Genomic DNA, 16,740 nt, shown 5'->3' with positions numbered 1-16,740 from the left:
GTAAAGGCGAGGGGTCAGTGCCGCTGCTGGCGAGTGACGCCGGCATCGAATTGCGCGACGATCTGCTGCCAGCCGGCGCTTTCGAGCGCGGAGTCGGCAAGATCGGCTGGCGCCTTGAGGGCTTTGCCGCGATGCAGCCAGATGTCCGGCTCATCGTCACCCGCGGTGAGGCGCATCAGGAAAGAGCCGGCCACGTCGGGAGACTGGCTCTGGCCGAAATAAGCCTGGTCCTGCAGCAACTCCCAGGCATGGCTGCCACGACTGACCGAGCTGGCGTCCTGGGCAAATGGCGCGAAGCCTTCGTCAGCCAGCAGCGCCGGCGTTGGCAATGCCTGCTGCTCCTGGCGCAACAAGTGGATCTCGTCGAGCGTGACCCGCAGGTCGGCGTAGATGCCCTGTTCGGAAGCGCTCAGGTCGCGGCGCGCATCCAGTTGATGACTGGCTACGGTGCTGACCTCCTGGGCCTCATGGCGCCAGGCCACGACCGAGGCGGCCACGGCCAGGATCATCAGGCACAAGAGCAATACGTACAGCGTTTCGTGGCCGGCTCCGGCCGGGCGGACTATCTGGTTTGTGGGAGTGCTCATGGGGTCTGGATGTCCGCCTGGTCTATTTCCACCACATGGCCCGGGCCCGCATCGAACAGCACATAGAACTCGGCGGCGGGTTTCTTGAAAGTCATCTTCGAGTCGGCGCCGAGCTTGCCGGGCACCAGAATGGTTTCGTCGTAGCCGATCACATCCAGGGTCACACCCGGGGCACCGCTGCCATCGGAAAAGCCTCCGGTACATTCGATCTGTTCGGCGTCGACGGCCTTGCATTCGCACATCGGGTTATGGGCCAGGGCGCTGGTGCTGAATCCGGCGCAGAGCACCAGCACCAGGTTAAGCAGATGACGCAAAGTCATGGTTTGCCTCCTTGTTTGTTCAGCCACTCGATGGTGGCGGGGGATGCCTGGCTCAGGGGCATGGAAGCTTGGTGCATGGCACCGTCCCAGCCCTCCATGGTGATCCACAGTTCGGCATCGGCCTTGGTCTTTTCCGGGATTGGCAACATGGCGCCCATGCGGTAAGGCGTGCCAAAGAAAATCACCCCGGCGGCGCGCAGGCTGCGGGGCTTGCCGATGCGCAGGTAGGTGGCCTTGACCTGGTCGCGGCAGCTGTCGCATAGCGCGGCGTTGAAGCTCTTCATGTAGCCGGCGGGCCCATCCAGTCGCGGCGCTTCGTTGCGCAGTTCAGCCAGGCGCAGGCTCCAGGGGCCGACCTGCACTTCTCCGGCTTCGCGTTCACCCAAACCGGTATCACCCCGGAACAGCGCGGCATCGGCGAAGTACTTGGGCATGAAACCCAGCGGTACCAGCAACAGCAGGACATTGATGTGGAAGCGCCACTTGTGCCAGAAACGGCTCAGTTTCGAAGAAGGTTTATCCGCAACGAGCAGGCTCATTGGCTCACCTCCGTGGTTTCGTGGCGAGGGGCAGTTGGCACTCGGGCACGTTTGTTTTCCCGCTTCAGGGCGTTGGCCGTGGCCAGGACGGTGCGTTTGGTCCAGATCAGCAGGCCACTGAGGACCATCATGCTCAGCAGCAAGCCGAAGAAGAACCAGATCAGCTTGATCCACAGGCCGCCAAAGTCGCCGGTGTGCAGGGGACGCATGGATTCGGTTACCAGCTCCAGCCCGGAGCGATCCGAGAGCAGGCGAGTGGAGGCGATTTCACCGGTGTAGGGATTGATATCGGCGGTCTGGAACATCAGCGGGTACCAGCTGCGTCCGCCTACCGTCAGGTAGCTGTAGGCATTGGCGGGCATGCTGACAAAGCTGTCCTCCAGCCCGGGAATACGCTCCTTGGCCTCGGTAATCGCATTCTGCAGGCTGATCATCGGCGCAGGCGAACCATCGGTACTCACCGGCACGCTCTCTCGAGGCACTACCAGGGCCACCGGGGCAGTGGAAATCGTCACCTGGTTATCGAACATGAATGCCTCGATCAGGAACCAGGTGCTGGTCACGGAAATTACCGCGATAAACCAGATCGACCAGATGCCGCTGAGACGGTGAAAGTCGCCCCAGAAGATTCGTGCACCGTGACGAATGCGCAGGGTCGGCTTGAGGAAGCCTTTCCAGAATTTCTTGTACACCACCAGCCCGGTGACCAGGGACGCCAGCATCGGCAGACTCAGGAACGACACCAGGTACCAGCCCCAGCTGTAACCGTTGGTGAACGGCACCAGCCACCAGCCATGCAGTGCGCGGGTGAAGGCCTGGAAATTGAATTGCGGTGCCGTGCCCTGTATCACCCCGGTATAAGGGTTGACGTAGACCGTCACCGAACGCCCGTCCGGGTAGCTGACCTCGACGTCGAGGGCAAAGTGCGACTCATCGGGACGGCTGATGCTTTCGACCAGGGTGTTCGGCTCGGCCTTTTTGATCGCGGCGACGATCTGGTCGTAGTTGAGCATCGGGGCATCATCGGAAGGCTGGCTGGCGCGCATTTGCGGATTGGCCAGCCAGACGATCTCCTGGCTGACCACGGCAAGTGTGCCGGTCACGCAGACGATCAGTACAAAAAACCAGATCGGCAGCGCCAGCCAGCTGTGCACCAGAAACCAGATTTTGGAACGGGATTTCTTCGACATGATGTAAGTCTTATAGCGATGAGAGGACCTTGGCTGCAGGCTTCCCAGCGTTGGGTCGATGAAAAGTCGCTCGTGGCTTTTGCCTACGCGAGCAGACTGCATCTATATAAGACGAATGAGAATCAAGAATCCCGAATCCGCATATGCAAGAAAATGTTTCGAGCGTCGTTAATCCGCCTGCAGCGTCGAGGTAACGGTGGAGGCGGAGCGGGAAGTCAGCCCTGCTGGAACATTTCCTGCGCGCGCTGCTCGATTTGCTCCTGGGTCAGATCTTCCTTGCGCGTGGCCAGAAACCACATGTGTCCGTAGGGGTCTTTGAGCGTGCCGGACCGATCACCATAGAACTGATCCTTGACCTCGGACACGACAATGCCACCAGCAGCAATCGCCTGTTTATACGAGGCATCCACATCATTGACGTACAGATGCAATCCCACGCAAGGGGACTCATCAGGATTGCTCAATGGCCCTTGATCACAGGGGGTGCCCAACATGATCGGGCAATCGCCTATGCGCAATTCGGCGTGACCGATTCCACCATCGGGCATCGCCAGGCGCATCACTTCGACGGCACCGAAGGCTTTTTTGTAGAACTCGATGGCTTCGGCAGCTTTTTGAATACCCAGATACGGCGTAATGCTGTGATAGCACTCTGGAATGGGTTTGACGCTCATGGCGGTCCTCCCAGGTTTTATGCAATGAGAATGCCCCACAAATATAGTAGGAGCTGCCGAAGGCTGCGATCTTTTGACCTGCTTTACCCTTCGCCAGCACTCAGTCCTCCTCCAGCAAATGCGCCCCAGGCCCACGGTCCCCCAAAACATCACCAAAATTGCGCAACGGACAGGCCTCCATCGACAGGCATCCGCAACCAATACATCCATTCAACCGGTCGCGCAGCAACGTCAGCTGGTTGATCCGCTCATCCAGATCCCGGCTCCACTGCGCCGACAACACCCTCCAGTCGGCGGCGGTCGGTGCGCGGTTATCGGGCAGCGATTGCAGCGCCTTACCAATCTCTGCCAACGGAATGCCCAGGCGTTGTGCCACCTTGATCAACGCCACCCGGCGCAACACTTCCCGCGGATAGCGGCGCTGGTTGCCCTGGTTGCGATTGCTCTTGATCAGGCCCTTGGTTTCATAGAAATGCAGCGCGGTGACTGCCACGCCGCTGCGGGCGGCAACCTGGCCGACCGTGAGCTCCCGCTGCAGGGGTTCCGGGGTCATCATTTGAAAAATCCCTCTTGACCTTGACTTAACTAGAGGTTTTACCCTGCAAGCCTTCGGATCGCAATGTCCGGCATACACAGACGGGGACTTTTTCATGCAGGCGCCAGAGAAAAATCGCAGCTTTACCCAACTGATCGAGTTCGAGATCGAACCTCATCAGCAACCGGCACTGGTGTCGGCGCTATCGATGCAAACCGAACGCCTGGCTCAGGACCACGCGGGTTTCCTCAGTGCCAGTATCCAGGCCAGCGACGATGGCCGGCGGGTGCTCAACTATCTGCAATGGCAGACGCGCGAAGCAGGGGAAGCGGCGTTCCAGCAGTTTGAAAGTGGCGAGCAGGATTTCTGGCAATTGATTCGTGCCCATCAGGCGAAGACCGTAACCTTCGGCTCGTTCCAGGTGTTGCACAGCCTGGAACGTAGCCATGACAACGCGCTGCACTGCCATCTGGTGGGCTAGATAGACAGCTGCATCAAGCGCTCACCCTGGAGGTTTTCCGCAGGCCGGCGTTTGTTCACCGCCAGTTCACCGATCTTGATCAGTCGGGTGCGCGTCACATTGCGGCTCAGCCCCAGCAGTGCGGCGGTGTGCACCTGGTTGTAATGACTGAAGCGATAGGCTGCGCGCAGCAATGCATCCTCGACCTTTTCATGCAGCGCTCCGGCCTGTTCCTCGAAGAGTTTTTCAAATGCCCGCTCGAGCAGGGCTTCCGGGGAGTCGTGGAAGCTGCCGCCCTGGTCGTCCTGACGTTCGATGCGCATGTTCGACAGGCGCAGGTCATCGCGTTCGATGACGCCGTTGCGGCAGATCAGCAAGGTGTGGTGAATGACGTTTTCCAGTTCACGAATATTGCCTGGCCAACTGTAGCTGCGCAGTTTCAGTTCAGCCTCTTTGCTGATCGTGATAGTGCCGTAGCCCAGGCGCTGGCTGTAGGCATCAACGAAGTGCCGGGTCAGCGGCAGGATGTCGCCGGGTCGATCGCGCAGCGGGCTCAGTTCCAGGCTGACCACGTCGAGGCGGTAATACAGGTCCTCGCGAAAGTGCCCCGCGTTGATGGCTTTCTCCAACTGCACGTTGGTGGCGGCGAGCACCCGTACATCGATCGGAATGCTCTTGCGCGAGCCCAGGCGCACGACTTCGCGCTCCTGCAACACTCGCAGTAACTTGACCTGGATCGCCATCGGCAGGTCGCCGATTTCATCGAGGAACAAGGTGCCGCCATTCGCCTCTTCGAACCAGCCGGCCTTGGCACTGAGAGCGCCGGTAAAAGCACCTTTCTCATGCCCGAACAGCTCCGCCTCGACCAGGGATTCGGAGAAGGCGCCGCAGTTCACGGCGACGAAAGGGCGATTGCGCCGCGCGCTGAGGTTATGAATGTGTCGCGCTACCAGCTCCTTGCCGGTGCCGGTTTCGCCGATGATCAGCACGCTGGCCTCACTCGGCGCCACCTGCTGCAAATGCGCAAGCAGGGCTTGGGATTTCGGGTCTTCGAACACCTGGGCGGTGGCTCGGATTGACGTGGCCAACGCGGGCGAGGGCGGTAAGGTCAGCAGTTGCATGGGGTTCGCTCCATGAATGGCAGGCTAGGAATAGAAAGTCGGAATCGGCAGGCACTGGTTCAGCGCCCAGTCACCCAGCTCATGGAGTTTGTAATCCACCGGATCGTGCAGGGTTTGCGTGCGCAGGTTGCGCCAGTGACGGTCCAGCCTGAGCGAGGCGTGGGTTGAGCGCGCGCCGGTCACCTCGAAGAGGTGCGTGCACAGGTCCAGGCCGCTGCGGGTAGCGGCAACCTTCGCGGTAGCGATGGCAATCGCCAAGTGCCCGCGTTCTTCGGCGCTGAGTTTCGGGCCCTTTGCCCAGGCCTTGTCGAGCAGGTCGGCGGCGCGCTCCACGAGCAATCGAACGCCTTCGAGCGCCACCCAGAATTCGCCGTAATGACCCAGCACATAAGGGTCCTGGCTGACCTCCCGGGTGTTGGATTTATGCCAGGGCCGGGCTTCGGTAAGGGTGTATGCCCGTGCCTCATCGAAGGCGCCTTCGGCGATACCGAGAAACATGTGGGTAAAGGTCAGTTGGGCGATCAGTGGGCGCAGGCACGCGAATGGCGTGCTCAACGGGCCTGGGTCGAGCAGCAGTTCCGATTCCTCCACCCGCACCCGTTCGAAGGTGGCACTGCCGCTGTCGGTCTGGCGCTGGCCCATGTTGTTCCAGTCGTTGTGCAGGGTGATGCCGCTGCGACTGCTGGGGATCGCCGCGATCAACAGCTTGCCACCGGCCGTTTCATCCACCGCCGAGGCAATCAGCATTTGCGAATCGCTGGCGCCGGAACAGAAGCTTTTCTTGCCGGAGAACTCGCGCCAGCCATCCAGCTTGCGTACTACGGTGCGGGTGTCCAGGGGGTTCAAGGCATTGCCCCAAAACCAGTTCTTGCGCGCGGTCTGCTCAAACCAGGGTTGCCATTGTTCGGGCCTGGCAAACAGGCGCACAGTGGCGAGCATCAGGTGATGGAAGCCGAAGACATGGGCGATCGAGCTGTCGACCTTGGCGAACTCGCGCACGATGGCCAGGATTTCACTCCAGCGCGCGCCCAGGCCCCCGTATTCGGTGGGGATGCTCAAGGCGAGCAGGCCGCTTTCACGCAAAGCATCACGTTCGGCTTTGGGCGTACCGCCGCGTTCATCGCGCTCGACAGCGGTGAGGGCAAACTGCGCGGCCAGTTGCCGGGCGGTCTGCAGCGGGGATATCAAGGCGCTTTGTGGCTTGGCAGTCACGGGGGTTCCTCAGGAAATTCGACGCAGATCCCCGGTGGGAGCGAGCCTGCTCGCGATGAGGTCGGAACATCCAACATGATTGTCGGCTGAACGGACGACCTTGCCAGCAGACCCACTCCCACTGGGAGCACCCTTTAAGCGGTGGCTTTGCCGGGTAGCACATCGTTGGCAATCATTTCGCCAAACGGTCCGGTAAGGTTGGTCACGCCACGCCCGGCCAGGCTGGCGTAGGGCTCAGGCAGCAGCGGGAACACCAGTTCGGCAAAGCGGTAGGCTTCTTCGAGGTGCGGGTAGCCGGAGAAAATGAAGCTCTCGATGCCCAGGTCCGCGTACTCCTTGATCCGCGCGGCAACCTGCTGCGGATCCCCCACCAGTGCAGTACCGGCACCGCCACGTACCAGGCCGACACCGGCCCACAAGTTGGGTGAAATCTCCAGGTTGTCGCGACGCCCGTCATGCAATGCGGCCATGCGTCGCTGGCCTTCCGAATCAAAGCGCGAGAAGGATTTCTGGGCCGCCTGGATGGTTTCGTCGCTGATGTGTTCGATCAATTTGTCGGCGGCTTTCCAGGCCTCCTCAGCCGTCTCGCGCACGATGACATGCAAGCGAATTCCGAACTTGACCGTGCGCCCTTGGCACGCAGCGCGCTCACGCACATCGGCGAGTTTTTGCGCCACGGCGGCGGGCGGTTCGCCCCAGGTCAGGTAGACGTCGACCTGTTCGGCCGCGAGATCGTGGGCAGCCTGCGAAGACCCACCGAAGTAAAGCGGTGGGTAGGGTTTCTGCACCGGTGGATACAGCGCCTTGGCGTTCTGCACCCGCAAGTGTTTGCCTTCGAAATCAACCGATTCACCTTGCAGAACTCGGCGCCAGATTTTCAGGAACTCGTCGGTCACCTCGTAGCGTTCGCTGTGATCAAGGAAACTGCCGTCGCCGCGGTTTTCATCCGGGTCGCCACCGGTGACCACGTTGATCAGCAGGCGCCCTCCGGACAGGCGATCCAGGGTGGCAGCCATGCGTGCCGATACGGTCGGCGAGATGATGCCCGGCCGGATGGCGACCAGGTAACGCAGACGTTCGGTCAGCGGCACCAGTGCCGAGGCAATCACCCACGAATCTTCGCAGGAGCGCCCGGTGGGAATCAGCACGCCGTGGTAGCCAAGGCTGTCAGCGGCCTGGGCCACTTGCTTCAGATAGTTGAGGGTCACCGGGCGAGCGCCCTGGGTGGTGCCCAGGTAGTGGCCGTCGCCGTGGGTGGGCAGGAACCAGAAAACATCCATGAAGAGATCCTTAAGCGATTTTCAGCAGATTTTTGGGGTGCGCGCCGAACAGCGGTGCGGCGCGTTCTGCAGCAAGACGAATGCGGGCCTTCAAGGGCTCACTGGTTATTTGGTAGTTTGAGAAATCGGCTTCGGTGGCGTAGACGCCAATCGGCAACGTCAGGGCCTGGAAGAAACTGAACAGCGGGCGCAGTTGATGATCGAGTACCAGGGCGTGCCGTTCGCTGCCGCCGGTGGCAGCCAGCAGCACCGGCGTATCGATCAGCGCATTGAGGTCGATCAGGTCGAACAGGTGCTTGAGCAGGCCGGGATAGGAGCCGCGAAACACCGGTGCGGCAACGATCAACAGCTCGGCGTTCTCGATCGCCTGCAACTCGGCTTCGACCTGCGGCCCCAGTTCCTGACGGGACAGCGCCGCACCCAAGGGCCGGGCAATGTCGCCCAGCTCGATCACTTTGCTTTCGATCACCAAGTGTTCGGACAGCTCGGCCAACAGCGATTGAGTCAGTACCAGGGTACGGGATGGACGCCAGGTACCACCGGAGACGGCAACGACTTTCAATGGGCGCGACATGATCAGTTCCTTTTAAACAGTTGCTCGGGGAGCAGTGAGTAGTCACTGAGTTGAGCAAGAGCTATACCAACCCCTGGAGGCCTTGTTTCATGAGGGCTGCGGCCCGCCTGGCGCTTGCCACTGTCGCTTGCGGGTGCTGATTGTTGATTCGCTGTTGCCCGGCCAACAGTTGCAGGAGCAACAGTGATGCCGACGCGATGGAGTTGTTATAAAGGTTTGCTCTTATTCCTAAAAAGAACATTAAAAGATATTTATAGATCCATATAGAATAATAGAGGTTTGCCTCCTAGGTGCTTGCGGTAGGGAGGCTGAAAGCTTGATACCCACTATCGAGAGCGTTGATTTCTGCCCGGCGAGGGGCGCGAGTAGCCTGTGTTCATTGCCCCGAACCCAGATGCCAGGACGCCACGCCATGAAATCTCCCATCGCCGTTTTGCTACTGCTCGCTGTCTCCGTACTCGCTGGATGTGCAAGCCACGTTTCCCCGGAGTTACGCCCTTACACTCCGCAAGAAAGCCGCCAATTGGCCCTGGAAGATCTGAATCGTCGCAGCCTGTCATTTGACGAGTACCACGCGAAAAAAGCCGAATTGCTCGGCAAGCCGCAGAAAGCCTTCAGCTTCGACAAACAGGGCGAAATGAACGCCGAACGTACTGTCCAACTGCACGGTCGCCCAAGCTGAACGACTGTACCGCTCGAAGTTTTACCTAACTGTCCATGGGCTTCAGGCAACCCTTGCGATAGGGTCGATACCTGACCGACCCTGACGGACTGCAACCGATGACGCTCTCTCTCGATCTGCTGATGGGCTTTGCGCTGTTTGCGCTGGTCACCTCGATTACTCCTGGCCCGAACAACACCATGTTGCTGGCATCTGGCGTGAACTTCGGCTTTAACCGCACCATCCCGCATATGCTGGGCATCACCTGCGGCTTCTTCGTATTGGTGGTGGCGGTGGGTTTCGGCCTGGGCGCGGTGTTTCAAACCTATCCGTTGCTTTACACCGTGTTGCGTTATGCAGGCGCCGCCTATCTGTTGTATCTGGCGTGGAAGATCGCCCATTCCGGACCGGTGTCAGACAGCGAGGACGGCAAGGGCAAGCCGATCAGCTACCTGGGTGCGGCGGCGTTTCAGTGGGTGAACCCCAAGGCCTGGATCATGGCCATTGGCGCCATCAGTACCTACACACCGATGCAGGGCTACTTCACCAATGTGATCGTGATTGCCGCCGTCTTTGCCGTGATCAATCTGCCCAGCGTCGGCGTCTGGGCGGCCTGCGGCACGCTGCTGCGCAATGTGTTGAAGGATCACCGCTGGTTGCGCGTGTTCAACTGGGGCATGGCCGCACTGCTGGTGATATCGCTTTATCCGCTGCTGCGGGAGAGCATCGGCTGATGCATTGCTTCAACCGGTTGGCCGATGCCTGTTAAGCTCGACTTCAGGAGCGTTCCTACGCACTTTTAAATGAAGTTGTTCTTCTTTAACGGCCTCTGATCGGGTATTTCTAACGTTCTGGGATGTCGGCGCAGCTCACGAGGCTGCGCTTTGCCGTTCCAGCAACGAGATTCCTGATCCCGGAACCTGCTCTGCGAGTCTTATATGAATAAACGCCCGTTGTATTTCGACTACGCCGCCACCACTCCGGTGGATGAGCGGGTCATTAAGGTCATGGTCGAGTGCCTGGGTTTCACCGGAAACTTCGGTAACCCCGCGTCCAGCTCCCATGCGTTCGGGCAACAAGCCCGGCAAGCCGTAGAACATGCCCGCCGGCAGGTCGCCAATCTGGTGGGTGCCGAGGCCGATCAGATCGTCTGGACTTCCGGCGCCACCGAATCGAATAACCTCGCGCTCAAGGGCGTGGCCCAGGCGCGAGGCGTCGCTGGCGGCCATTTCATTACCAGTCAGATCGAGCACAAGGCGATACTCGACACGGCCAGGCAATTGCAGGATGCCGGGGTCGCGGTCACTTACCTGGTGCCTGATGCCGATGGCCTGATTACCGCGCAGGCGGTCAGCGAAGCCATGCGTGAGGACACCTTCCTGGTCTCGCTGATGCTGGTCAATAACGAACTGGGTACGGTCAACGATATCGCTGCCATCGGCGACATCGTGCGTGCGCGTCATGCTTTGTTCCACGTCGACGCGGCGCAGGGCGCCGGCAAGGTCGTCATCGACCTGGCGCAATTGCCGGTGGACTTGATGTCGTTTTCCGCCCACAAAATCTACGGCCCTAAAGGTATCGGTGCGTTGTACGTGGGTCCTCGTGCGCAACAACGCCTGCACGCGCAGATTCACGGTGGCGGGCACGAGGGCGGCTTGCGCTCGGGTACGTTGGCTACCCATCAGATTGCGGCCATGGGTGTGGCATTCGAGTTGGCGGCGCAGCTGTTCGAGGATGAAAAAGTCATCGTTGCCGGTCTGCGCGAACGCCTGCTCGAACAACTTTCAAGCATTCCCGGCGTTCGTCTCAACGGTAGCCCGTCGCAACGCATTCCCCACACCCTGAGCCTGACGTTTGCCGAGGGTGAATTCAATTCCGCGGCGTTGAGCCATTCGATCGCGTTTTCCGCGACGTCGGCCTGCAATTCCGCGAGTAACGCCCCCTCTCACGTGCTGCTCGCCCTGGGGCATGACACCCACTCGGCAAGTCGCACCATCCGCTTGAGTCTTGGACGGTTCACCACCGCGCAGGACATTGACCAGGCGGCAGACCTGATAAAAGCGGCCTGCACCAATGCTCCGGCATTCTGGCAATAGGTCTTAAAGCGCCCATGCACCTCAGCGCTTCAACAATAATGAATACGTGATTAGCAGGAGACATGATGAGTACGCAGCCTTCGATCAATGGGTCAGTGCCCCAGCGCCTGGCGCAAACCCGCGAGCTGATGAGCCGGGAGGGCATTCATGCGCTGCTGGTGCCGTCAGCAGACCCGCATTTGTCGGAATACCTGCCGGGTTACTGGCAAGGGCGTCAGTGGCTGTCGGGCTTTCATGGTTCCGTCGGCACGCTGATCGTCACACCGGACTTCGCTGGAGTCTGGGCCGACAGCCGTTATTGGGAGCAGGCGACCAAGGAGCTTGAGGGCAGTGGCATTGAACTGGTCAAGCTGCAACCGGGCCAGCCTGGGCCGCTGGACTGGCTTGCTGAGCAAACCCCCGAAGGTGGTGTGGTGGCAGTTGACGGTGCGGTGATGGCAGTGGCCTCGGCGCGCACCCTGGGTGGCAAGCTCGAGGAGCGCGGTGCTCGCTTGCGCACGGACATCGACTTGTTAAGCGAAGTCTGGAGCGATCGCCCGACCTTGCCCAACGAGCCGATCTATCAGCACCTGCCACCCCAGGCGACCGTCAGCCGCACCGAAAAACTCGGCAAGCTGCGCGAGGTAATGAAGGCGCGTGGAGCTGACTGGCATTTCATCGCCACTCTCGATGACATTGCCTGGTTGTTCAACCTGCGTGGCGGCGACGTGTCTTTCAATCCGGTGTTTGTTTCCTTCGCCTTGATCGGGCAGGACCAGGCTACCTTGTTCGTGGCCATGAGCAAGGTCAGCGCCGAGTTGCGCGCCACCCTTGAACAGGACGGCGTGACGCTGCGTGATTACAGCGAAGTGGCTGACGCTTTGCGCGCGTTACCGGCCGGCGCGAGCCTGCAAATCGATCCGGCACGGGTCACCGCCGGGCTGCTGGGCAATTTGGATAGCGGCGTGAAACTGGTCGAGGGTCTGAACCCGACCACCCTGGCCAAATCGCAGAAAAGCCTGGCGGACGCCGAGCATATCCGCCTGGCCATGGAGCAGGACGGTGCGGCGCTGTGCGAGTTCTTCGCCTGGCTGGAGTCGGCATGGGGTCGTGAGCGCATCACCGAACTGACCATCGACGAACACCTGACGGCAGCACGCATGCGTCGTCCGGGTTATGTGTCGCTGAGTTTCAACACCATCGCCGCCTTCAACGCCAACGGCGCGATGCCGCACTACCACGCCACCGAAGAAGCGCACGCGGTGATAGAGGGCGATGGCCTGTTGTTGATCGACTCCGGTGGCCAGTACCTGGGCGGCACCACCGATATTACGCGGATGGTTCCAGTCGGTACCCCTACCGAGGAGCAGAAGCGTGATTGCACACGAGTGCTCAAGGGCGTCATCGCCTTGTCCCGGGCGCAGTTTCCCAAAGGTATTCTTTCACCGCTGCTGGACGCCATTGCACGCGCGCCGATCTGGGCCGAAAGCGTCGATTATGGCCACGGTACGGGTCACGGCGTAGGGTATTTCCTGAACGTGCATGAAGGTCCGCAGGTGATTGCCTACCAAGCCGCTGCCGCACCGCAAACCGCCATGCAGCCGGGCATGATTACCTCCATCGAACCGGGTACCTACCGTCCTGGCCGCTGGGGTGTTCGAATCGAAAACCTGGTACTGAATCGCGAAGCGGGCAAGAGCGAGTTTGGTGAATTCCTCAAATTTGAAACGCTTACGCTGTGCCCGATCGATACCCGCTGCCTGGTGCCAGCGCTGCTGACGGAGGACGAAAAACAGTGGTTCAACGCTTATCACGCCCAAGTGCGTGAGCGCCTCGCTCCGCTGCTCGATGGCGCTGCGCTTGAGTGGTTGAACACACGGACAGCTGCCATCTGATTATCGCAATATCAGGCGCCGATGGCGGCGCCTGTATTCAGCTCAGGGCTTCAACCACGAAGTCCAGTCGGTCCTGGCCGAAGAACAGCTGATCACCCACGAACATGCTCGGTGCACCAAACACCCCTCGTTGTACCGCTCGCTCAGTGTTGTCCTTGAGCGCCGTCTTCACTTGCTCGTCTGCGGTCAGTGCCAGCGTTTCAGCTGGATCAAATCCGTGTTCCGTCAGCACTGCGGCAACCGTTTGCGGATCATCCATGTTGCGACCCTCAACCCACAGCGCCCGGAACAGGCAGTCGATGAATACCTCGAACCGCTCGGGATGGCGTAGCTGCATGCCGGTCACCGCGCGCATCAACATCAGGGTATTGATGGGAAAGTGCGGGTTGAACTTGAGTGGCACGCCGTAGCGTTTCGCATATCGAGCCAGGTCCTGGAACATGTACCGGCCCTTGGCGGCAATGGTTACCGGCGAAGCGTTGCCCGTCGCTTTGAATACACCCCCCAGCAGCATCGGAACGTAGATCAGCTGGCTGTCGGTCTGCTGGCATATCCGCGGCAGTTGCGTAGAGGCAAGGTAGGTGGCCGGGCTGCCGAGGTCGAAAAAGAACTCCACGGTTTTAGTCATGATCGAAGTGCTCTGCTTAATTGTAGGGAAGGGTTTACCAGCGTTCGTTCCAGGGACGTAGATCGAGCTCGAAGGTCCAGGCATCACGGGGCTGACTGTGCAGGTACCAGTAATTGTCGGCAATGTGCTCGGGGTTAAGGATGCCGTCCTGGTCTTTGGTGGCGTATTTCTCGGGGAAGTTTTCGCGGATGAAATCGGTATCGATTGCGCCGTCGACCACCACGTGGGCCACGTGAATATTCATCGGCCCCAGTTCCCGGGCCATGCTCTGGGCCAAGGCGCGGATCCCGTGTTTGGCCCCGGCAAAAGCTGCAAAGCCTGCTGCACCGCGCAGCCCGGCGGTCGCGCCGGTGAACAGAATCGTTCCGCGCTGCCGTTGGGCCATGCGCTTGGCCACTTCGCGCCCGTTGAGAAAACCTGAGAAACAGGCCATCTCCCAAATCTTGAAGTATTTGCGCGCGGTCTCTTCAAGGATGCTGCAAGGAACGTTGGCGCCGATATTGAAAACGAAGGCTTCGATGGGGCCGATCTGGCTTTCGATCTGCTCGATCAGCGCCACGACCTCCTCTTCCTTGCGCGCATCGCAGGAAAAACCATGGGCCTCTGCACCGGAAGCCTTGATGGCATCGACCAGGGGCTGGAGTTTATCGGCGCTGCGTCGGGTGACACAGGCGATGAAGCCTTCCTGCGCAAAGCGTTTGGCAATCGCGCCACCTGTAGCATCACCGGCGCCAACAACGAGTACGACCTTCTTGTTATTCATGGCAAACCCTTTAGTAAACGATCGTTAACTAAACGAACGTTATGCTACGATCCGACTAGCGTCAAGGTGATTACTTCTGAGGGCAAGGCGATGCGTTATTCGGCCAACCACAAGCTGGAAACCAGAGAAAGGCTCTTGCAGAGCAGCGCCGTATCGGCGAAGCAGTCCGGGTTCTCTACCGTGGGGGTGGATGGCCTGATGAAGGCGATCGGTTTGAGCGGAGGGGCTTTTTATAGCCACTTCTCGTCCAAGGATGAACTGTTCGCTGCGATTGTGGAGCGCGAGCTGGGGCAAAGCCTGTGCCGGCTGGAAGGGGATCAGGACTTGCAGAAGCTGGATCGCTGTCTGCGGCAATACCTCAGCATGGCGCACGTCGAGAGTGCGCAGAACGGTTGCGCTTTGCCCGCCCTGGGCGCCGAGATTGCCCGTTCGGACGATGCGGTCCGTCAGCTGGCGCAAGACTGGATCTGTCGGCTTCAACAAAACTGGGCGCTGACACTGGGCAGCGAAAGCCTCGCCTGGGCCATCCTGTCGCAGTGCGTTGGCGCACTGGTAGTGGCGCGGATGTTGGCGACACCGGACGTCCAGCGCACGGTGCTGAAGTCCAGCTACGACGAAATCCGCAAGCAAATAGCAGAGCCGCGAACCTGACGTGCGCTTACTTGCAAATGACGATCATGCTGCGGCTGGTGTAGCCGGCTGGATTGAGGCCGAACGGGTAATCGCCTGGCTCTTCTACTGAGTCCCCCGACTTGGCAATGACCTTGTAACCTTTGGGTGCACACGAGTCGACAGCCTTGGTGTAGCACTTGTCCCAAGAGGACGACAGACCGGAACAGTTGATGTGCAGCCCTTTCTTGCCGTGCTTGACCTGGGTTTTGGAGGTTGCCGCACAACCCGCAATTGCGAGTACCGCGATCAGTATCAAAATTCGTTTCATTACTATCCCTATAGCGTCCCCGGGTCTGATGCCCGGGTCTGACTGCATTCGCTTTCGTTTGAAGCGTTTTGATATCCAGATCTTGAACATTCCTGCCTGGCACCGGGTCGTCGGGCCGGGCAGGGCGTTAAACATGGCCTAATTGGTCGTCAAATACCAGACCCTCGTAAAATCCTTCATCAGTCTACCGCGACCGCGGGCTTGGCATTGCTGCCCATGGTCAGGGTCGCTCCGACGGATGCCAGGATAATGCACATGATGGCCATCCACTGTGACAACGAAAGGTATTCCTGCAGAAACAGTAAGCCAGACAGTGCGCCGAAAGCGGGTTCGATACTCATCAGCGTACCGAAGGTGCGGGCAGGCATGCGCGTGAGGGCGACCATTTCCAGCGTATAAGGCAGGGCAGTGGACAGGATGGCAACGCCGATGGCCACGGGAATCAGCGAGGGGGTAAGCAAGGCCGCACCTGCATGCACGATCCCTATGGGTGCGACGAACAGCGCTGCGATCATTACGCCCAAGGCGGCTGTCTGGACGCCGTTGTCTGCGCCGGCTTTCTGCCCGAACAGAATGTACAGCGCCCAGCACACGCCGGCACCGAGTGCATAACCGGCACCCACGAGATCGATCCCGGTACTGGTGGCGCCGGTAGGAATCAGCAGGAGCAGGCCTACCGCAGCTAAAGCAATCCACAGAAAGTCGATGGCTCGGCGCGAGGCATAGATCGCTACGGCCAAGGGGCCGGTGAACTCCAGGGCGACCGCGATCCCCAGGGGAACCGTTTGCAGAGACATATAGAAGAGGAAGTTCATGCCGCCCAGCGCCATGCCGTAGATGATTACAGTGCGCAGGGACTTGGCGGTGAGCTTGGCGCGCCAGGGCCGCAGTATCAGCAGCATGATTACGCTGGCGAAGATCAGGCGCAGGGTCGTGGTTCCTTGAGCGCCTATTAATGGGAACATGCTTTTGGCCAGTGATGCGCCAGACTGGATCGATGCCATGGCTATTAATAGCAGGCCAACCGAGAACAGGGTCGAGGAGAGAGTGCGGGGCTGGTTGTTCATTTCGCGGCATCGTCCAAGGCAGGAAGCGAGAGTAATTCCATATCTGGGCAATATACTGCGCATTCGGTGGTGATACGTCTATCTCTATGCAGCAAATTCGATCCTCTGATAGAAAAGCGTAATCAGTGCTTGACGGCAGATTTCAGGTGTCTATAATTCGCCCCACTTCCGGCGCAGTCGAAACGGAAAACTCCTTGGTAAACAATGAGTTACGCAGTT

20 protein-coding genes are annotated in these 16,740 nt (G+C 59.8%); 6 read left to right on the top strand and 14 right to left on the bottom strand.

Going from position 1 to position 16,740, the window contains the following annotated elements:
* Nucleotides 1–14: 14 nt before the first annotated feature.
* The 6 genes from AAEZ09_RS24845 to soxR form a co-directional block, all read right to left on the bottom strand.
* Nucleotides 15–587 carry a DUF6162 family protein gene (locus AAEZ09_RS24845; protein WP_350601170.1) on the bottom strand — a complete coding sequence of 191 codons (573 nt, stop codon included), beginning with the start codon at nucleotides 585–587 and terminating at the stop codon, nucleotides 15–17.
* Entirely contained in the window at nucleotides 584–907 is a 324-nt protein-coding gene (locus tag AAEZ09_RS24840) for a hypothetical protein (protein ID WP_350601169.1), read from the bottom strand. The genes AAEZ09_RS24845 and AAEZ09_RS24840 overlap by 4 nt, the downstream gene beginning before the upstream one ends.
* Nucleotides 904–1,446 (bottom strand): PA2404 family protein, encoded by a 543-nt coding sequence (locus AAEZ09_RS24835; RefSeq protein WP_045058137.1) that lies wholly within the window; start codon nucleotides 1,444–1,446, stop codon nucleotides 904–906. The genes AAEZ09_RS24840 and AAEZ09_RS24835 overlap by 4 nt, the downstream gene beginning before the upstream one ends.
* On the bottom strand, nucleotides 1,443–2,636 hold the full coding sequence (locus tag AAEZ09_RS24830) for a PepSY-associated TM helix domain-containing protein (RefSeq protein WP_350601167.1): 1,194 nt from the start codon (nucleotides 2,634–2,636) through the stop codon (nucleotides 1,443–1,445). The genes AAEZ09_RS24835 and AAEZ09_RS24830 overlap by 4 nt, the downstream gene beginning before the upstream one ends.
* Before the next feature lie 215 nt (nucleotides 2,637–2,851).
* Complete coding sequence (locus AAEZ09_RS24825) at nucleotides 2,852–3,310, bottom strand: VOC family protein (RefSeq protein ID WP_350601166.1); 459 nt, start codon at nucleotides 3,308–3,310, stop codon at nucleotides 2,852–2,854.
* Nucleotides 3,311–3,410: 100 nt separating this feature from the next.
* Entirely contained in the window at nucleotides 3,411–3,866 is a 456-nt protein-coding gene (soxR, locus tag AAEZ09_RS24820; protein WP_045058140.1) for a redox-sensitive transcriptional activator SoxR, read from the bottom strand.
* Nucleotides 3,867–3,960: 94 nt separating this feature from the next.
* Between soxR and AAEZ09_RS24815 the strand changes: the two genes are divergently transcribed.
* Nucleotides 3,961–4,326 carry an antibiotic biosynthesis monooxygenase gene (locus AAEZ09_RS24815; protein ID WP_045058141.1) on the top strand — a complete coding sequence of 122 codons (366 nt, stop codon included), beginning with the start codon at nucleotides 3,961–3,963 and terminating at the stop codon, nucleotides 4,324–4,326.
* Here AAEZ09_RS24815 and AAEZ09_RS24810 read toward each other — a convergent pair.
* The 4 genes from AAEZ09_RS24810 to msuE all read right to left on the bottom strand — a co-directional run bounded on the left by AAEZ09_RS24810 (nucleotide 4,323) and on the right by msuE (nucleotide 8,492).
* Nucleotides 4,323–5,426, bottom strand: coding sequence for a sigma-54 interaction domain-containing protein (locus AAEZ09_RS24810; RefSeq protein ID WP_045058142.1), 1,104 nt, complete (start codon nucleotides 5,424–5,426; stop codon nucleotides 4,323–4,325). The genes AAEZ09_RS24815 and AAEZ09_RS24810 overlap by 4 nt on opposite strands.
* Before the next feature lie 24 nt (nucleotides 5,427–5,450).
* A complete protein-coding gene (locus AAEZ09_RS24805) occupies nucleotides 5,451–6,638 on the bottom strand; it encodes an acyl-CoA dehydrogenase family protein (RefSeq protein ID WP_045058143.1) in 1,188 nt (395 codons plus the stop codon).
* Nucleotides 6,639–6,772: 134 nt separating this feature from the next.
* A complete protein-coding gene (ssuD, locus tag AAEZ09_RS24800) occupies nucleotides 6,773–7,918 on the bottom strand; it encodes an FMNH2-dependent alkanesulfonate monooxygenase (protein ID WP_045058144.1) in 1,146 nt (381 codons plus the stop codon).
* A gap of 10 nt (nucleotides 7,919–7,928) precedes the next feature.
* Nucleotides 7,929–8,492, bottom strand: a complete 564-nt coding sequence (msuE, locus tag AAEZ09_RS24795) for an FMN reductase (protein WP_205892169.1) — start codon at nucleotides 8,490–8,492, stop codon at nucleotides 7,929–7,931.
* A 412-nt stretch (nucleotides 8,493–8,904) separates the two neighbouring features.
* Between msuE and AAEZ09_RS24790 the strand changes: the two genes are divergently transcribed.
* From AAEZ09_RS24790 to AAEZ09_RS24775, 4 genes are all read left to right on the top strand, one after another.
* Entirely contained in the window at nucleotides 8,905–9,174 is a 270-nt protein-coding gene (locus tag AAEZ09_RS24790) for a hypothetical protein (RefSeq protein ID WP_205892170.1), read from the top strand.
* A 98-nt stretch (nucleotides 9,175–9,272) separates the two neighbouring features.
* Nucleotides 9,273–9,887 carry a LysE family translocator gene (locus tag AAEZ09_RS24785; RefSeq protein WP_205892171.1) on the top strand — a complete coding sequence of 205 codons (615 nt, stop codon included), beginning with the start codon at nucleotides 9,273–9,275 and terminating at the stop codon, nucleotides 9,885–9,887.
* Between the two features lie 204 nt (nucleotides 9,888–10,091).
* Nucleotides 10,092–11,249 carry a cysteine desulfurase family protein gene (locus tag AAEZ09_RS24780; protein ID WP_350601164.1) on the top strand — a complete coding sequence of 386 codons (1,158 nt, stop codon included), beginning with the start codon at nucleotides 10,092–10,094 and terminating at the stop codon, nucleotides 11,247–11,249.
* A 65-nt stretch (nucleotides 11,250–11,314) separates the two neighbouring features.
* A complete protein-coding gene (locus AAEZ09_RS24775) occupies nucleotides 11,315–13,123 on the top strand; it encodes an aminopeptidase P family protein (RefSeq protein ID WP_350601162.1) in 1,809 nt (602 codons plus the stop codon).
* 37 nt (nucleotides 13,124–13,160) lie between these two features.
* Here AAEZ09_RS24775 and AAEZ09_RS24770 read toward each other — a convergent pair whose 3' ends face one another.
* Both AAEZ09_RS24770 and AAEZ09_RS24765 read right to left on the bottom strand, forming a co-directional pair.
* Nucleotides 13,161–13,751 carry a 2-hydroxychromene-2-carboxylate isomerase gene (locus tag AAEZ09_RS24770; protein ID WP_045058150.1) on the bottom strand — a complete coding sequence of 197 codons (591 nt, stop codon included), beginning with the start codon at nucleotides 13,749–13,751 and terminating at the stop codon, nucleotides 13,161–13,163.
* 34 nt (nucleotides 13,752–13,785) lie between these two features.
* On the bottom strand, nucleotides 13,786–14,514 hold the full coding sequence (locus tag AAEZ09_RS24765) for an SDR family oxidoreductase (protein WP_350601161.1): 729 nt from the start codon (nucleotides 14,512–14,514) through the stop codon (nucleotides 13,786–13,788).
* A 90-nt stretch (nucleotides 14,515–14,604) separates the two neighbouring features.
* Between AAEZ09_RS24765 and AAEZ09_RS24760 the strand changes: the two genes are divergently transcribed.
* Nucleotides 14,605–15,165: a TetR/AcrR family transcriptional regulator gene (locus tag AAEZ09_RS24760; RefSeq protein WP_045058152.1), complete on the top strand. Its 561-nt coding sequence runs from the start codon at nucleotides 14,605–14,607 to the stop codon at nucleotides 15,163–15,165.
* A gap of 7 nt (nucleotides 15,166–15,172) precedes the next feature.
* Here the strand turns inward: AAEZ09_RS24760 and AAEZ09_RS24755 are convergent, their stop codons facing one another.
* The gene (locus AAEZ09_RS24755) at nucleotides 15,173–15,454 is read right to left on the bottom strand and encodes a hypothetical protein (protein ID WP_045058153.1); all 282 of its coding nucleotides are present in this window, start codon (nucleotides 15,452–15,454) and stop codon (nucleotides 15,173–15,175) included.
* A 179-nt stretch (nucleotides 15,455–15,633) separates the two neighbouring features.
* Nucleotides 15,634–16,521 carry a threonine/homoserine exporter RhtA gene (rhtA, locus tag AAEZ09_RS24750; RefSeq protein WP_045058154.1) on the bottom strand — a complete coding sequence of 296 codons (888 nt, stop codon included), beginning with the start codon at nucleotides 16,519–16,521 and terminating at the stop codon, nucleotides 15,634–15,636.
* Nucleotides 16,522–16,740 lie beyond the last annotated feature (219 nt).

The organism is Pseudomonas sp. 65/3-MNA-CIBAN-0223 (assembly GCF_040310425.1).
Taxonomy (GTDB): Bacteria; Pseudomonadota; Gammaproteobacteria; order Pseudomonadales; family Pseudomonadaceae; genus Aquipseudomonas; species Aquipseudomonas gregormendelii.
Note: the sequence above shows the minus strand (reverse complement) of the source record. Positions and strands in the feature narration are given on the sequence as shown.

What these genes read in the sequence shown, in the direction of transcription:
- AAEZ09_RS24845 (WP_350601170.1), bottom strand. Translation starts at nt 587, where the DNA reads ATGAGCACTCCCACAAACCAGATAGTCCGCCCGGCCGGAGCCGGCCAC.
- AAEZ09_RS24840 (WP_350601169.1), bottom strand. Translation starts at nt 907, where the DNA reads ATGACTTTGCGTCATCTGCTTAACCTGGTGCTGGTGCTCTGCGCCGGA.
- AAEZ09_RS24835 (WP_045058137.1), bottom strand. Translation starts at nt 1,446, where the DNA reads ATGAGCCTGCTCGTTGCGGATAAACCTTCTTCGAAACTGAGCCGTTTC.
- AAEZ09_RS24830 (WP_350601167.1), bottom strand. Translation starts at nt 2,636, where the DNA reads ATGTCGAAGAAATCCCGTTCCAAAATCTGGTTTCTGGTGCACAGCTGG.
- AAEZ09_RS24825 (WP_350601166.1), bottom strand. Translation starts at nt 3,310, where the DNA reads ATGAGCGTCAAACCCATTCCAGAGTGCTATCACAGCATTACGCCGTAT.
- soxR (WP_045058140.1), bottom strand. Translation starts at nt 3,866, where the DNA reads ATGATGACCCCGGAACCCCTGCAGCGGGAGCTCACGGTCGGCCAGGTT.
- AAEZ09_RS24815 (WP_045058141.1), top strand. Translation starts at nt 3,961, where the DNA reads ATGCAGGCGCCAGAGAAAAATCGCAGCTTTACCCAACTGATCGAGTTC.
- AAEZ09_RS24810 (WP_045058142.1), bottom strand. Translation starts at nt 5,426, where the DNA reads ATGCAACTGCTGACCTTACCGCCCTCGCCCGCGTTGGCCACGTCAATC.
- ssuD (WP_045058144.1), bottom strand. Translation starts at nt 7,918, where the DNA reads ATGGATGTTTTCTGGTTCCTGCCCACCCACGGCGACGGCCACTACCTG.
- msuE (WP_205892169.1), bottom strand. Translation starts at nt 8,492, where the DNA reads ATGTCGCGCCCATTGAAAGTCGTTGCCGTCTCCGGTGGTACCTGGCGT.
- AAEZ09_RS24790 (WP_205892170.1), top strand. Translation starts at nt 8,905, where the DNA reads ATGAAATCTCCCATCGCCGTTTTGCTACTGCTCGCTGTCTCCGTACTC.
- AAEZ09_RS24785 (WP_205892171.1), top strand. Translation starts at nt 9,273, where the DNA reads ATGACGCTCTCTCTCGATCTGCTGATGGGCTTTGCGCTGTTTGCGCTG.
- AAEZ09_RS24780 (WP_350601164.1), top strand. Translation starts at nt 10,092, where the DNA reads ATGAATAAACGCCCGTTGTATTTCGACTACGCCGCCACCACTCCGGTG.
- AAEZ09_RS24775 (WP_350601162.1), top strand. Translation starts at nt 11,315, where the DNA reads ATGAGTACGCAGCCTTCGATCAATGGGTCAGTGCCCCAGCGCCTGGCG.
- AAEZ09_RS24770 (WP_045058150.1), bottom strand. Translation starts at nt 13,751, where the DNA reads ATGACTAAAACCGTGGAGTTCTTTTTCGACCTCGGCAGCCCGGCCACC.
- AAEZ09_RS24765 (WP_350601161.1), bottom strand. Translation starts at nt 14,514, where the DNA reads ATGAATAACAAGAAGGTCGTACTCGTTGTTGGCGCCGGTGATGCTACA.
- AAEZ09_RS24760 (WP_045058152.1), top strand. Translation starts at nt 14,605, where the DNA reads ATGCGTTATTCGGCCAACCACAAGCTGGAAACCAGAGAAAGGCTCTTG.
- AAEZ09_RS24755 (WP_045058153.1), bottom strand. Translation starts at nt 15,454, where the DNA reads ATGAAACGAATTTTGATACTGATCGCGGTACTCGCAATTGCGGGTTGT.
- rhtA (WP_045058154.1), bottom strand. Translation starts at nt 16,521, where the DNA reads ATGAACAACCAGCCCCGCACTCTCTCCTCGACCCTGTTCTCGGTTGGC.